General features: G+C 67.8%; 11 protein-coding genes. 4 read left to right on the top strand and 7 right to left on the bottom strand.

What is annotated here, in order from left to right:
- The first annotated feature begins 95 nt into the window (after window positions 1-95).
- Window positions 96-710, top strand: a complete 615-nt coding sequence (locus V8246_RS12300; RefSeq protein WP_336189407.1) for an N-methyl-D-aspartate receptor NMDAR2C subunit — start codon at window positions 96-98, stop codon at window positions 708-710.
- 69 nt (window positions 711-779) lie between these two features.
- Here the strand turns inward: V8246_RS12300 and V8246_RS12295 are convergent, their stop codons facing one another.
- Together V8246_RS12295 and V8246_RS12290 are read right to left on the bottom strand one after the other, a co-directional pair.
- Window positions 780-1,817, bottom strand: a complete 1,038-nt coding sequence (locus V8246_RS12295; protein WP_336189406.1) for a patatin-like phospholipase family protein — start codon at window positions 1,815-1,817, stop codon at window positions 780-782.
- 80 nt (window positions 1,818-1,897) lie between these two features.
- Entirely contained in the window at window positions 1,898-2,917 is a 1,020-nt protein-coding gene (locus V8246_RS12290) for a TIGR00266 family protein (RefSeq protein WP_336189405.1), read from the bottom strand.
- Window positions 2,918-3,166: 249 nt separating this feature from the next.
- Between V8246_RS12290 and V8246_RS12285 the strand changes: the two genes are divergently transcribed.
- Window positions 3,167-5,470, top strand: coding sequence for a TonB-dependent receptor (locus V8246_RS12285; RefSeq protein WP_336189404.1), 2,304 nt, complete (start codon window positions 3,167-3,169; stop codon window positions 5,468-5,470).
- 144 nt (window positions 5,471-5,614) lie between these two features.
- Here V8246_RS12285 and V8246_RS12280 read toward each other — a convergent pair whose 3' ends face one another.
- Window positions 5,615-6,400: a rhomboid family intramembrane serine protease gene (locus V8246_RS12280; RefSeq protein ID WP_336189403.1), complete on the bottom strand. Its 786-nt coding sequence runs from the start codon at window positions 6,398-6,400 to the stop codon at window positions 5,615-5,617.
- A 91-nt stretch (window positions 6,401-6,491) separates the two neighbouring features.
- The gene (locus V8246_RS12275; RefSeq protein ID WP_336189401.1) at window positions 6,492-7,451 is read right to left on the bottom strand and encodes a TerC family protein; all 960 of its coding nucleotides are present in this window, start codon (window positions 7,449-7,451) and stop codon (window positions 6,492-6,494) included.
- A gap of 240 nt (window positions 7,452-7,691) precedes the next feature.
- Between V8246_RS12275 and V8246_RS12270 the strand changes: the two genes are divergently transcribed.
- Window positions 7,692-8,861: a class I SAM-dependent rRNA methyltransferase gene (locus V8246_RS12270; protein ID WP_336189400.1), complete on the top strand. Its 1,170-nt coding sequence runs from the start codon at window positions 7,692-7,694 to the stop codon at window positions 8,859-8,861.
- A 2-nt stretch (window positions 8,862-8,863) separates the two neighbouring features.
- Window positions 8,864-9,544 (top strand): DUF1080 domain-containing protein, encoded by a 681-nt coding sequence (locus V8246_RS12265; RefSeq protein WP_336189399.1) that lies wholly within the window; start codon window positions 8,864-8,866, stop codon window positions 9,542-9,544.
- Between the two features lie 188 nt (window positions 9,545-9,732).
- Here the strand turns inward: V8246_RS12265 and fabV are convergent, their stop codons facing one another.
- From fabV to V8246_RS12250, 3 genes are all read right to left on the bottom strand, one after another.
- Window positions 9,733-10,950, bottom strand: coding sequence for an enoyl-ACP reductase FabV (fabV, locus tag V8246_RS12260; protein ID WP_336189397.1), 1,218 nt, complete (start codon window positions 10,948-10,950; stop codon window positions 9,733-9,735).
- A 170-nt stretch (window positions 10,951-11,120) separates the two neighbouring features.
- Window positions 11,121-12,557, bottom strand: coding sequence for an amino acid permease (locus V8246_RS12255; protein ID WP_336189396.1), 1,437 nt, complete (start codon window positions 12,555-12,557; stop codon window positions 11,121-11,123).
- 171 nt (window positions 12,558-12,728) lie between these two features.
- Complete coding sequence (locus V8246_RS12250; RefSeq protein ID WP_336189395.1) at window positions 12,729-13,379, bottom strand: suppressor of fused domain protein; 651 nt, start codon at window positions 13,377-13,379, stop codon at window positions 12,729-12,731.
- Window positions 13,380-13,407 lie beyond the last annotated feature (28 nt).

The following is a 13,407-nucleotide window of genomic DNA, read 5'->3' as shown; positions in this document are numbered from 1 at the left end:
GGCGCGATGCTTTTACTCCGGCCACATCAACAAGCCAGAAGCATCGCGCCCGAGGGCGCTCCTACAATGGGAACACCGCTCCTGCCTGGACATCCATGGATTACTTCCTTCTCTCCTGGCAGCGCGCCTGGGCCGGCATCGGCGCAGCAGGCGAGGGCGACGCGCTGTTCGCGCGGCTGATGGCGGCCTACGCCGAACCGCAGCGCCATTACCACACGCAGCAGCACCTCGGCGAATGCCTGTCGGCATTCGACGGCGCGCGCGCGCTGGCCGAGCGCCCGGCCGAAGTCGAAATGGCGCTGTGGTTCCACGATGCGATCTACGACATCAAGGGTCACCACAACGAGCAACGCAGCGCGGACTGGGCACGCGATGCGCTTGGCGATGCGGGCGTCGACGCCGGACCGGCGCAGCGCGTGCACGACCTGGTGATGGCGACACGGCACGCCGCGGTGCCGTCGGGGCAGGACGAACGCCTGCTGGTCGACATCGACCTGTCCATTCTCGGCGCGGCGCGCGCGCGCTTCGATGAGTACGAACAGCAGATCCGCAAGGAATATGCGTACGTGCCCGGCTTCCTGTTCCGCCGCAAGCGACGCGAGATCCTCACGGGTTTTCTCGATCGGCCCGCCATCTACAGCACGCCGCATTTCCACGACAGGCTGGAGGCGAGGGCGCGCGACAACCTGCGCCGCGTCACCGTCGCGTAGAGCCAGGCCGCTCGGCTCCGTACGGTGTCGTCGAGCGCTGGGGCTGGAAGCAGCGGAGCGAGCTCCGCTCTACCGTTTTACGGGTTGCCCGGCGGCGTCGCATTTCACGTCGCGGCCGAACAGGCGGCCCAGCCGCGAGGGTTCTTCCAGGCAGCGCGGGTCGGGCTTCGGTGGCGCGTGGCGCGCTGCGTGTGCGGCGTTGCGGGTGCGTTGCAGTTCGGCGAGCCTGGCCTTGATCTGTGGCATCGCCGCCAGCGCGGCGCGTTCGCCTTCCAGGATGGCGGTGTTCTTCTGCTCGAAATCGGCCGGGCCGATGTCGTTGACCTTGGGCCGGATGACGATGTCGGCGCGCGCCAGTTCCTGTTCGCCCAGGCGCTGGCCCATGATGCTGATGGACTGGTTGACGATGCCCAGCATGCTGCCGGGCTTGGTGCCCGGCGCCTTGGTGGAGATGTCCACGGCGATGACGAAGTCCGCGCCCAGCTGGCGTGCCGCGTCCACCGGCACCGGACTGACCACGCCGCCGTCGACGTAGCTGGCCTTGCCGATCACCACCGGTTCGAACACGCCCGGGATACTGCTGGACGCGCGCACCGCCTGGCCCGTGTTGCCGCGCACGAACACCGTGCGCTCGCCGTTCTCCAGCTGCGTGGATACGGCGGCGAAGGGCTTCTTCAGCTGCTGGATGGTGCGCTTGCCGACCAGGTCGTTGACGTAGTCCTGCAGTTTTTGGCCCTGCACCAGGCCGCCGGAGAACAGGCGCACGTCGCGGATCTTCGCTTCGTCCAGCGCGAAGGCCTGGGTCTGCATCCGGAAGGGATCCATGCCGCTGGCGTACAGCGCGCCGACCACGCTGCCGGCGCTGGTGCCGGACACGACCTGCGGCTCGATGCCGTTGGCCTCCAGCATCTTGATCACGCCGATGTGGGCGAACCCTTTCGCCGCACCGCCGCCCAGCGCGATGCCCACCTTCACCTTCGGTGCCGCGGGTGTCGGCTTCACCGCCGCCGGCGGTGGCGTGGGCTTGACGTTGTCGCCGCCGCACGCGGCCAGCAGGGCGACACAGGCGGCGAGCAGCAGGGGGCGCGTACGCGGGATCAGGTGCATGGGATGGGGCAGAATGGGGGGGCGATCAGCGGCGGAGCATAGCGTGCGCCGCCGCAATGGACGCCAACCGCCTCGCATTCTCAGAAGTTGTTGTCGCCGTCCAGGATGCGGCCCAGGCCGCCCAGCACCGAACCCTCGCCGCGGGCCTGCCCACCGCCCTGCGGCGCGGCCTGCAGCATGCGGCCGGCCAGGCGCGAGAACGGCAGCGACTGCAGCCACACCTTGCCGGGGCCGGTCAGCGTGGCCAGGAACATGCCTTCGCCGCCGAAGAACATGCTCTTGATGCCGCTGACCGGGCGCACCTCCATGTTCACGCTGGCGTGGTAGGCCACCACGCAGCCGGTGTCCACATCGATGCGCTCGCCGGCCTGGAGTTCGCGCTCGACCACGCAGCCGCCGGCATGCACGAACACCCAGCCGTCGCCTTCCAGCTTCTGCATGATGAAACCCTCGCCGCCGAACAGGCCGGTCAGGATCTTGCGCTGCAGGTGGATGCCGACCGACACGCCGCGCGCACCGGCCAGGAAGCTGTCCTTCTGGCAGATCAGGCGGCCGCCGTGCTCGTCCAGCTTCATCGCCAGCACGGTGCCCGGGTAGGGCGCGGCGAAGGCGACCTTGGCCTTGCCCTGGCCGGTATGCGTGTACATGGTGGTGAACAGGCTCTCGCCGGTCAGCACGCGCTTGCCGGCCGAGAACAGCTTGTCCATGAAGCCGCCGCCCTGGCCGCTGTGCGAGCCGTCGCCGAACACCGTATCCATCTGCACGGCGCTGTCCTTGAACATCAGCGCGCCGGCTTCGGCGATGGCGCTCTCGCCGGGGTCCAGTTCCACTTCGACGAACTGCATCTCATGGCCGACGATGCGGAAGTCGATCTCGTCCGCGCCGCGGCGGCCACCGGTCCCCGGCAGCGGCGGCAGATGCGGGGGAGGCGTGGCGGTGCCGGCCAGTTCGGGCAACTCGCGCACGGGCTTCCATTCGCGCATGCCTTCGCGCCAGGCCAGCGCGGCCGGGGTCCGCTGGGCGAAGGCCAGCGCGGCGGCCTCGTCCAGCGGGCCGTGGCGCTGGTTGTCGGCCGGGGTATGGAAGAACCATTGGGTCATGGGGGCGGTCCGGAGCCTGTGAGGGGGACGAAGAGTCTAGCTTCCGGCCCCCGGATGGTCAGAGGCCACAGGTCACATCCCCCGCAGCACGCCCCTGTATGTGTGAGGCGACAGCGCAAGCCAATGGAACCACGGTTACCTTCCCGATAACGGGACTTCCGGCCATTGCTCGCGGTGTTGCTGTAATGCAACATTCGCCTGCTAATGCCGCCGCGCGCCCCGCCACCCAACACCCGGAAGCCCACCACCATGTCCCGACTCCGCACGGCCGCACGGCCGCACCGCCTCGCCGCCGCCATCGCCGTCCTGCTGCCCTTCGGTGCCGCCTCCGCGCAGGAGACCGCCGCCGTGGCGGAAAAGGATGCCGCCACGCTCGATACCGTCCAGGTCACCGCGCAGCGCAAGGTGGAGAACATCCAGGATGTCCCGGTGTCCATCAGCACCGTCAGCGGAGAACAGCTGGGCGTACTGGCCTCCGGGGGCACCGACATCCGCTTCCTGTCCGGCCGCGTGCCCAGCCTGAACATCGAATCCTCCTTCGGCCGGGCCTTCCCGCGCTTCTACATCCGCGGCTACGGCAACACCGACTTCCGCCTCAACACCTCGCAGCCGGTGTCGCTGGTGTACGACGAGGTGGTGCAGGAAAACCCGATCCTGAAGGGCTTCCCGCTGTTCGACCTGGAACAGGTCGAAGTCCTGCGCGGTCCGCAAGGTTCGCTGTTCGGCCGCAACACCCCGGCGGGCGTGGTGAAGTTCGAATCGGCCAAGCCCTCGCAGGAGGCCAGCGGATACGCCAAGGTCGGCGTGGGCAGCGACAACATGTGGAATCTGGAGGCCGCCATCGGCGGCGCGCTGAGCCCCCGGTGGTCGGCCCGCGGCTCCGCGCTCTTCCAGCGCCGCGACGACTGGGTGACCAATACCTATCCCGGTCCGAACGATGGGTTCGAGGGTTACGACGAGGGCGCAGCCCGCGTGCAGGTCCTTTACGAAGGCGATGGCTTCGACGCCCTGCTCAACGCGCATGCGCGCAGGCTCAACGGCACCGCACGCCTGTTCCGCGCCAACATCATCCAGCCCGGCACCAACGACTTCGTGCCCGGCTTCGATGAGGACGAGGTGTCGCAGGACGGCCTGAACTACTCCGAGCTGCGCTCCCACGGCGCCAGCGCCCGCCTGAGCTGGGACCTGGGCCAGCACAAGCTGTACTCCATCACCGGCTACGAGAGCGTGGAGACGATCAACCGCGGCGACATCGACGGCGGTTACGGTGCGGCGTTCCTGCCCGATTCCGGCCCCGGCGTGATCCCGTTCGCGTCCGAGACCGCCGACGGCATCCCGGAGCACTCGCAGTGGACGCAGGAGTTCCGCCTGGAGTCCGCATACGCGGGCCCGTGGAACTGGCAGGCCGGCGTCTTCTACTTCAAGGAGGACTACAAGGTCGAGAGCTTCAGCTACGACTCGCTCAACAACAGCGCGCAGGACGGCTACCAGCGCATCCGCCAGACCAACGACGCGTGGGCGGCGTTCGGCGCGGTGACGTGGCAGGCCACCGACAAGCTGGAACTGCGCGCGGGCGCCCGCTATACCGTCGACGAGAAGAAGCTGACGGTGGAGGATTACTGGAACACCGGCTTCGCCGCCTGCGTGCTGGCGGGCAAGTGCACCCTGGCGCAGCTGGCCGCACTCGAGCCCGACGGCGACCTGTCGGCGGCACCGGAAGACAAGAAGTTCAATTGGGACCTGTCGGCGACGTACGCGCTGAACGATGACGTGAACCTGTACGCGCGCGCGGCTACTGGCTTCCGCGGCAGCAGCATCCAGAGCGCGGGCGCGTTCAACGGCAAGTCCGTGGCTGGCCCGGAAACGGTGACCTCGTTCGAGACCGGCGTGAAGGCCGACTTCTGGGACAAGCGCGCGCGCCTCAGCGCCGGCGTGTACTACTACCGCGTCAAGGACCAGCAGCTGACCGCCGTCGGCGGTGCGGCCAACGCCAATATCCTGCTCAATGCCGAGAAGTCGGTGGGCAAGGGCTTCGAACTTGACCTGCAGGCCTACGTGCTGGACAACCTGCTGGTCACCCTGGGCAGCAGCTACAACGACACCGAAATCAAGGACGGCGATCTGAACGTGGCCGTATGCGCCGCCTGCACCGTGACCGATGAGCAGGTGCTGGACCAGGACGGCGACCCGACGGGCCGCTATTACATCGGCGGGAACCGCCTCCCGCAGGCGCCGAAGTGGGTGCACAACCTGACCGCGCGCTACAGCATCGGCCTGGGCGACGGCAGCGAGCTGTATCTGTACACCGACTGGGCCTATCGCAGCGAGGTGAACTTCTTCCTGTACGACGCCATCGAGTTCACCGGCAAGTCGTCGCTGGAAGGCGGCCTGCGCATCGGTTACGCATGGAACTACGGCGACTACGAAGTGGCGCTGTTCGGCCGCAACATCACCGACCAGCGCCGGATCGTCGGCGGCATCGATTTCAACAACCTGACCGGCTTCATCAACGAGCCGCGCACGGTGGGCGTGGAGTTCAGCGCGAAGTTCTGACGGTTCCACTGTGGGAGCGACGCGAGTCGCGACCGAGAAACGAGATCGCCGTGAAGACAAAGGCAGACCGAACGGTCTGCCTTTTCTTTTGGGTTGTCAGTAAACCCGCAGCTGTCGCGACTCCCGTCGCTCAGACAGGAACGATCACGACGTCGGCGGCTCCCGCGGGGGGAATCGCAGCACCACGCCGCGCTGCTCCGCTTCGGAAGTCTCGGGGCGCACCCACAGCAACGGCACTTCGCGCGGCGCCGGCAGTTCGAGTTCGTGGTCGCCGCGCGCGGCGGCTTCCTCCTCCTCGATCTCCCAGCTGTACTTCTTCTTCGGCAGTTCGGGGTCCAGGCGCCGGAACAGGAACGCCGCGATCAGGCCCGCCACCGCGCCGCCCAGGTGCGCCTGCCACGACACCCCGGCCTCGCGCGGCAGCACGGTCAGCACCATGCCGCCGTAGAACAGGAAGGCGATCATGCCGGCGGCGATCGCGGCCCGGTCGCGGCGCAGCAGGCCCAGCATGAAGATCATGAACATCAGGCCATGGGTCAGGCCGCTGGCGCCCAGCGTGTGCGTACCGGGGTCGGCCAGCAGCCACGGCCCCAGCCCGGCCCCCAGCCATACCAGCGGGATCGCCCACAGCGTGGCCCGCGGGTAGACCGCGCCGGCCAGCGTGCCGAGGATCAGCAGCGCCGACGCGTTGGCGGCGATGTGTTCCAGCGAACCGTGCAGCAGCGGTGCCGTGAGGATGCCGAGCAGGCCGTCCGCCTTCAGCGGCGCGATGGTGAACGGCCGCACGTCGAAGCTGCCCTGCGCCGAATACACGATGGCCAGCAGCAGCACGAAGGCCAGGCTCAGGTTGAGGGCGCGGAACAGGCGACGGCGGTCGTGGCGCTGTTGGGTTTCCGGATCGAATGCCGGATCGTCGGGATGCAGGTCCATGGTCCAGTTCTGGCGACGGGGCAGACGAATGCAAGGCCCGCCCACCCTGGACAGACCATCCCGCGCACGGGATGGTCTGCCGGGATCGCCGTCAGGCCGCCATGTCGGCCTTCTGCGGCCGCGCCAGGCTCAGCACCACGGTCACGGCCAGGATCATCGCCACCGTGCCCAGCGACCACAGCACCGGGATCTTGTACACGTCCACCAGCAGCATCTTGCTGCCGATGAAGGCCAGCACCACGGCCAGGCCGTAGGGCAGCAGGTGGAAGCGGTCGGCCATGCCGGCCAGCAGGAAGAACATCGCGCGCAGGCCCAGCACCGCGAACACGTTCGAGGTCAGCACGATGAACGGGTCCGAGGTGATGGCGAAGATCGCCGGGATGCTGTCCACGGCGAAGATGACGTCGGTCACCGCGATCATCACCAGCACCACGAACAGCGGCGTGTAGCGGCGTCGCTTGCCGCGGCCCAGCCACAGCGCCGCCCCGTAATAGCGGTTGATCAGCGGCAGGTGGCCGGTGATCCAGCGCAGCACCGGATTCTTGTCCAGGTCCGGCTCCTTGCCGGCGGCGAACCACATCTTGATGCCGGTCAGCAGCAGGAACGCGCCGAACAGGTACAGCAGCCAGTGGAACTTGGCCAGCAGCGCGGCGCCCACGAAGATCAGGATGGCGCGCAGGACGATGGCGCCCAGGATGCCGATCACCAGCACGCGCTGGCGCTGCTCCTCGGGCACGGCGAAGTAGGTGAACAGCATCAGGAACACGAAGATGTTGTCGACCGCCAGCGCCTTCTCGACCAGGTAACCGGTCAGGAACTCCAGGCCCACGCGGTTGGCTTCCACCGCACCCGCGGTCTGGCCGACGTACCACCACAGCGCGCCGTTGAAGACCATGGCCAAGGCGACCCAGCCCAGGCTCCACCACGCCGCTTCCTTGAACGTCACCTTGTGCGCGCCACCGTGGCGCATCAGCACCAGGTCGACCAGCAGCGCGATCACCACCAGGCCGCCGAAGCCGGCCCACAACCAGGGGTTGCCAATCGTTTCCATCGAGATTCCCGAAAAAAGTGAAGGACGGCCGCAGGCGCAGACAACTCGGAACCGGGAAACGGGGATCCGGGGTGCCTTCGCCATCGCGGCGAAGGTCTCGCTCACAGCCTGGTGGGCTGCCGTGGGACCGGAGCATCGCTGCTCGAAATGACGGCCGGCACGTTGGGAGCTACTCCCCTTCTGGCGCGGATTGTCCTGATGGCGCCCGGCCAGGTCAACGGGGCAGGTAAAATGCCGTTCATGAATACGCCCAACCCGACCGTACGCCTGAAGAACGCCTGGCGTTCCAGCCACCCGTGGATCTTCCAGAAACTGGTCGAGAAGCCCGCCGCCAAGCCCAAGTCCGGCACCCTCGTCGAGGTGGTCGGCGTGGACGGGGAGTGGATCGGGCGCGGCTTCTACAACGGCCATTCGCGCATCGCCGTGCGCATCCTGGAGACCCACCCCGACATCCCGGTGGATGCCGGCTGGTTCTCGCGCAAGATCGCCGATGCGGTTTCGCTGCGCCGGGACGTGCTGAAGCTGGATGCCGTCAGCGATGCCTGGCGCGTGGTGCACAGCGAGGGCGACGGGCTGTCCGGCCTGGTGGTGGACCGTTACGGCGACCTGATCGTGGTGGAGTTCTTCGCGGCCGGCATGTTCCGCCACCGCGAATGGATCTACGAGGCCCTGCGCGAGCAGTTCCCGGGCTGCCGCTTCCACAGCTTCGCCGACGAACACGTGCAGAAGCAGGAGAGCTTCGACTTCCACGGCAACACCACCACCGAAGCGGCCGTCATCACCGAATATGGGGTGAAGTTCCGTGCCGATCCGGCCGGCGCGCACAAGACCGGTTTCTTCGCCGACCAGCGCGAGAACCGCGAGTGGCTCAGCCGGCAGGTGGACGGCAAGACCGTGCTCGACCTGTGCTGCAACACCGGCGGGTTCGCGGTGTACGCGGCGGCACGCGGCGCCAGCGAGGTCATCGGCGTGGACATCGACCAGGACGTCATCCAGATCGCCAAGGGCAACGCCCGGCTCAACAACGTGCGGCCCAAGTTCGTGCAGGCCGACATCTTCCCCTACCTGCGCGAAGCGGCCAATCGCGGCGAACAGTACGACGTGGTGATCCTGGACCCGGCCAAGATGACGCGCGACCGCGAGCAGGTGATCGCCGCGCTGAAGAAGTACCTGGACATGAACAAGCTGGCGCTGGGCGTGGTGAAGCCCGGCGGCCTGTTCGCGACGTTCTCGTGCACCGGCCTGGTCAGCGAGGAGCAGTTCCTCGACATGCTGCGCCGCGCCGCGTACTTCTCCGGCCGCACGATCCAGATCCTGAAGGTCGCCGGCGCGGGCCCCGACCATCCGTTCATGGCGCACGTGCAGGAATCGCGCTATCTGAAGGCGGTGTTCTGCCGCGTGGTCGACTGAGCATGCACGGCGCGCGGATCGTTCCGATCCTGCTCGCCGCACTGGCAGCCGGCTGCGCGTCCACACCGGCCGTACCGTGGCAGTCGCTGGCCGATATCGCGCAGTGGCGCAGCGTCGGCGAGTCCGCACTGGATCCGCGCTGGCAGGCCAGCGATGGCGAACTCGCGCTGACGGCTGCGGGGGGTGGCGACATCATCAGTGTCGCTGCTTATGACGACTTCGAACTCGAATTCGAATGGCGCCTGCCTGCGGGCGGCAACAGCGGTGTGTTCTATCGTGCCGTCGATGCCTCGCCCGTGTGGGCACGTGCAGTCGAGTACCAGCTGCTGGACGACCGCGAAGCCGAGGACCGCATCGTGCCAAGCCATCGCGCCGGTGCGGTGTACGACCTGGTGGCGCCCGGACAGGACGCGCTTCGTCCCATCGACGCATACAACCACGCGCGCATCGTCGCCTGCGGACCGCACGTGGAGCACTGGCTCAATGGCGTGCGCGTGGCGACCTACGACCTCGACAGCGATGACTGGAAACGTCGCGTCGCTGCCAGCAAGTTCGCCGGGCAGGCGGACTTCGCGAAGGCGCGCCGCGGCCATCTCGCGCTGCAGGACCATGGCAATGCGGTGTATCTGCGCAGCCTGCGTATCCGGGCGCTGGGCCCGGATTGCAAGCCGGCTTCACTGTAGGAGCGACGTCAGTCGCGACCGCGCGCTGACAGATGTCGATGGCGCCGGATGATGCATCCCGGCGCACCTGCGATTGTTGATGAGGTCCCTGCTGTCCGGCCGTGCGGTCGCGACTGACGTCGCTCCTACAGGAGAGCAAACAAAAAAGGCGGGCCGAAGCCCGCCTCTTCATGCGCCATGCGCGGCGATTAGCTCTCCGGCGACAGCTCGATGCAGTCGAACTGCACGTCCGGGTTGACGTCGGCGTCGTAGTCCACGTCGTTGCGCTCGAAGCCGAACAGTTTCAGGAACTCGTGCTTGTAATTCGCGTAGTCGGTCAGCTGGAACAGGTTCTCGCTGGTGACCTGCGGCCACAGCGCCTTGGCCTGCGTCTGCACCTCGGGCTTCAGCTCCCAATCGTCCAGGCGCAGGCGGTTCTCGTCGTCGGTCGCGGCCGGGGCGCCGTCGGTGCGGTACATGCGGTCGCGGAACAGGCGGTCCAGCTGCTCGATGGTGCCTTCATGCAGGCCCAGTTCCTTCATCACCTTGAAGACGATGCTGATGTACAGCGGCATGACCGGGATGGCCGAACTGGCCTGCGTCACCACCGACTTCAGCACGGCCACATTGGCGCCGCCGCCGGTCTTCCGCAGGCGCGCGTCCAGGCGCTGCGCGGTCTGGTCCAGGTCCACCTTGGCGCGGCCCAGCGCGCCGTGCCAGTAGATCGGCCAGGTGATGTCGGTGCCGATGTAGCTGAAGGCCACCGTGCGCGCGCCGTCGGCCAGCACGCCGGCCTTGTCCAGGGCATCGATCCACAGTTCCCAGTCCTGCCCGCCCATCACGGTGACGGTATCTTCGATCTCCTGCTCGGTCGCCGGCTCGATGGTGGCCTGGACGATGGCGTCCTTGTTGGTGTCGATGGCGGTGGAGGTGTACGGCGCGCCGATCGGCTTCAGCGCCGAGCGCTTCACTTCGCCGGTGGTAGGCAGCCTGCGTACCGGCGAAGCCAGCGAATAGACCACCAGTTCCACCTGGCCGCCCATTTCCGTCTTGATCAGCTCGATCACCTTGGCGCGTGCCTCGTCGGAGAACGCATCGCCGTTGATCGAGCGGCTGTACAGGCCCTCGGCCTTGGCGAACTTGTCGAACGCGGCCGAGTTGTACCAGCCCGCGGTGCCGGCCTTCTTCTCGCTGCCCGGCTTCTCGAAGAACACACCCAGCGTGTCCGCGCCGAAACCGAACGCCGCGCTGATCCGCGCCGCCAGGCCGTAGCCGCTGGACGCGCCGATCACCAGCACCTTCTTCGGTCCGTCGCTGCGCACGCCCTGCGCGCGCGTGGCGGCGATCTGGTCACGCACGTTGAGCTCGCAACCGAGCGGATGGGTGGTGGTGCAGATGAAGCCGCGGACTTTGGGATGGATGATCAACGTCGTAACCCGGGGGATGGTGTGCCTGCGCGGCATCTTAGTGCCGCGGGCGCCGGGAATGAAGCACTGTGCATGCACACGCCGGCGTATGGGATGGCGCCATGGCCGGCGCGTGGACAAAGAAAAGGCGGGCCGAAGCCCGCCTTGTCGTCATGCATGCCGAGCTGCCATCACGCATCGCCGCCTTTCGCCAGCACGCTGTTGCGCCGGCTGTAGGCCAGGTAGACGACGAAGCCGACAGCGTTCCACACCAGGAACCACAGCTGCGTCCTCTGCGGCAGGCTCCAGAACAGGTACAGGCAGCCGAGGATGGCGACGGGGCCGACGATCCATGCCAGCGGCGTGCGGAACACGCGCGGGCGCGCCGGTTCGCGGCTGCGCAGCACCAGCAGGCAGACGCCGACCGCGACGAAGGCGGCCAGCGTGCCCGCATTCGCCAGGGCGGCAATCTCGTCCAGCCGCGCCACGCCGGCCAGCGCCGCCACCAGGATGGCGGTGAACACGGTGATGGCCACCGGCGTGCCGGTGCGCGCATTGACCTTCGACAGGCCACGCGGCAGCAGGCCGTCGCGCGACATCACGAAGAAGATGCGGCTTTGTCCGTAGAAGAACGCCAGCAGCACGGTGGGCAGGGCGATGATCGCCACAATGCCGATCACCAGCGCAGCGGTGCCATGGCCCAGTTCTCGCATGATCAGCGCCAGCGGCTCGGCACTCTTGCCGAACACCGTGTAGCTCATCGCGCCCACCGCGGCCAGCGCCACCAGCAGATAGATCAGCGTACAGCCGATCATCGAACCGATGATGCCGATCGACAGGTCGCGGCCGGGGTTCTTGGTTTCCTCCGCCGCAGTGGAGATCGCGTCGAAGCCGTAGAAGGCGAAGAAGATGATCGCCGCGGCCGCCATCACGCCGCGTTCGACGCCGGCCGCATCCAGCGATTTCGGGAAGCCGAACGGCATGAACGGCTGCAGGTTGTCCGGGTTGAACGCCGGCAGCGCGACGGCGATGAACACCGCCAGGGCGATCAGCTTGAACACCACCAGGATCGCGTTGAGCGTGGCGCTCTCGCGCGTGCCGGCCATCAGCAGGCCGGCGACCATGAACGTGATGACGATGGCCGGGAGATTGATGACGCCGCCTGCGTGCGGACCTGCGGCGAGGGCGGCGGGCAGGGTGACGTTCCAGCCGAAGTTCTGCTGCACCCATTGCAGGAACCCGACGAAGTAGCCGGACCAGCCCACGGCCACGGTGCTGACCACCAGCGAATACTCCAGGATCAGGCTCCAGCCGACGATCCAGGCGATGGACTCGCCCAGCACGCCGTAGCTGTAGGTGTAGGCGCTGCCCGCGGCCGGCATCATCGTCGATAGCTCGGCATAGGCCAGTGCCGCGCAGGCGCACACTACGCCGGCGATGACGAAGGACAGCAGCACGGCGGGACCGGCCTTGTCCGCACCCACGCCGATCAGCGTGTAGATGCCCGTGCCCACGATGGCGCCGATGCCCAGTGCGACCAGGTGAGGCCAGCCCAGCGTGGGCACCAGCCGGCGTCCTTCTTCGTGCTGGGTGATCCGGTCGATGGATTTGCGCCGTAGCCAGGTCATGGGAACTCCTCGAATGCGTCAATGGGGCGGCATGCCGGCGACAGGTCGGCATGGAAAGGTGAGGGGGGCATGACCCGCGGGCGCATCCCCGCCCCGGGGCCGCCAGCAGCCTATGCGCGCACGCTACGGCTGGCAATCGGCGGTGCACCACGTCGCGCGCGGCGGGAGGCCTCAGAGATACGAGGGTCGCGCCGGGTCGAATACCAGCGGGTAGCGGCGCACGTCCAGCAGGTCAAGGAATACGTCCAGGCCCTCGTCCGAACGTACCAGGTCGTATTCGGCATCGGACACCAGGTGCACGGCCAGCAGCTCCACGCCCTGGCCATGCAGGTGCAGGTCGTCGAACAGATGGCGGTCGGCCGCCACGACCGGCGGCAGCAGCAGGAAAGTGGAGAACGGCGAGCCCGCCAGCGGAGGTTCCGGCAGCGGTATGGTGTGGCCGCAGCCCAGCCAGCTGCCTTCGGCGAACGGCAGCTTGGCCAGCCAGCGCAGCCGCTCGATGAAAGCCGGGTGCGGCGCGCGCACGTACCAGAGCAGTTCCCGCAGGGCGGACTCGTCGCCGTCGTAGCCTTCGGGCATCGCCATCAGCCGGTCGCTCATCCCGCTGGTGACCAGCATGCAACCTCCGGGCGCGCCGGCACCGGGTTCTCCGGCGAAATCGCGCGCGTACACATGCACGTCCACCCGATGGCGCCGGTCGCCGTCGCGATCGATGCGCTCGGGTTCGCCCAGCGCCGCATGCAGGGCGGCGTCGCGCGCGGCCGCCAGCGCAGGCGCGGGATCGGGCGCGGCGCCCATCAGTGTGCGGAGACGTTGCAGCATGCCGGCCTTCCCCAAGCGGTCAGTGCGC

Source organism: Pseudoxanthomonas sp. F11, assembly GCF_037046485.1.
Classification (GTDB): Bacteria; Pseudomonadota; Gammaproteobacteria; order Xanthomonadales; family Xanthomonadaceae; genus Pseudoxanthomonas_A.
The sequence above is the reverse complement of the archived record's forward strand: the minus strand, read 5'-3'. Positions and strand labels throughout refer to the sequence as shown.

What these genes read in the sequence shown, in the direction of transcription:
- V8246_RS12255 (WP_336189396.1), bottom strand. Translation starts at nt 12,557, where the DNA reads ATGACCTGGCTACGGCGCAAATCCATCGACCGGATCACCCAGCACGAA.
- V8246_RS12300 (WP_336189407.1), top strand. Translation starts at nt 96, where the DNA reads ATGGATTACTTCCTTCTCTCCTGGCAGCGCGCCTGGGCCGGCATCGGC.
- V8246_RS12290 (WP_336189405.1), bottom strand. Translation starts at nt 2,917, where the DNA reads ATGACCCAATGGTTCTTCCATACCCCGGCCGACAACCAGCGCCACGGC.
- V8246_RS12285 (WP_336189404.1), top strand. Translation starts at nt 3,167, where the DNA reads ATGTCCCGACTCCGCACGGCCGCACGGCCGCACCGCCTCGCCGCCGCC.
- V8246_RS12265 (WP_336189399.1), top strand. Translation starts at nt 8,864, where the DNA reads ATGCACGGCGCGCGGATCGTTCCGATCCTGCTCGCCGCACTGGCAGCC.
- V8246_RS12270 (WP_336189400.1), top strand. Translation starts at nt 7,692, where the DNA reads ATGAATACGCCCAACCCGACCGTACGCCTGAAGAACGCCTGGCGTTCC.
- V8246_RS12275 (WP_336189401.1), bottom strand. Translation starts at nt 7,451, where the DNA reads ATGGAAACGATTGGCAACCCCTGGTTGTGGGCCGGCTTCGGCGGCCTG.
- V8246_RS12250 (WP_336189395.1), bottom strand. Translation starts at nt 13,379, where the DNA reads ATGCTGCAACGTCTCCGCACACTGATGGGCGCCGCGCCCGATCCCGCG.
- V8246_RS12295 (WP_336189406.1), bottom strand. Translation starts at nt 1,817, where the DNA reads ATGCACCTGATCCCGCGTACGCGCCCCCTGCTGCTCGCCGCCTGTGTC.
- V8246_RS12280 (WP_336189403.1), bottom strand. Translation starts at nt 6,400, where the DNA reads ATGGACCTGCATCCCGACGATCCGGCATTCGATCCGGAAACCCAACAG.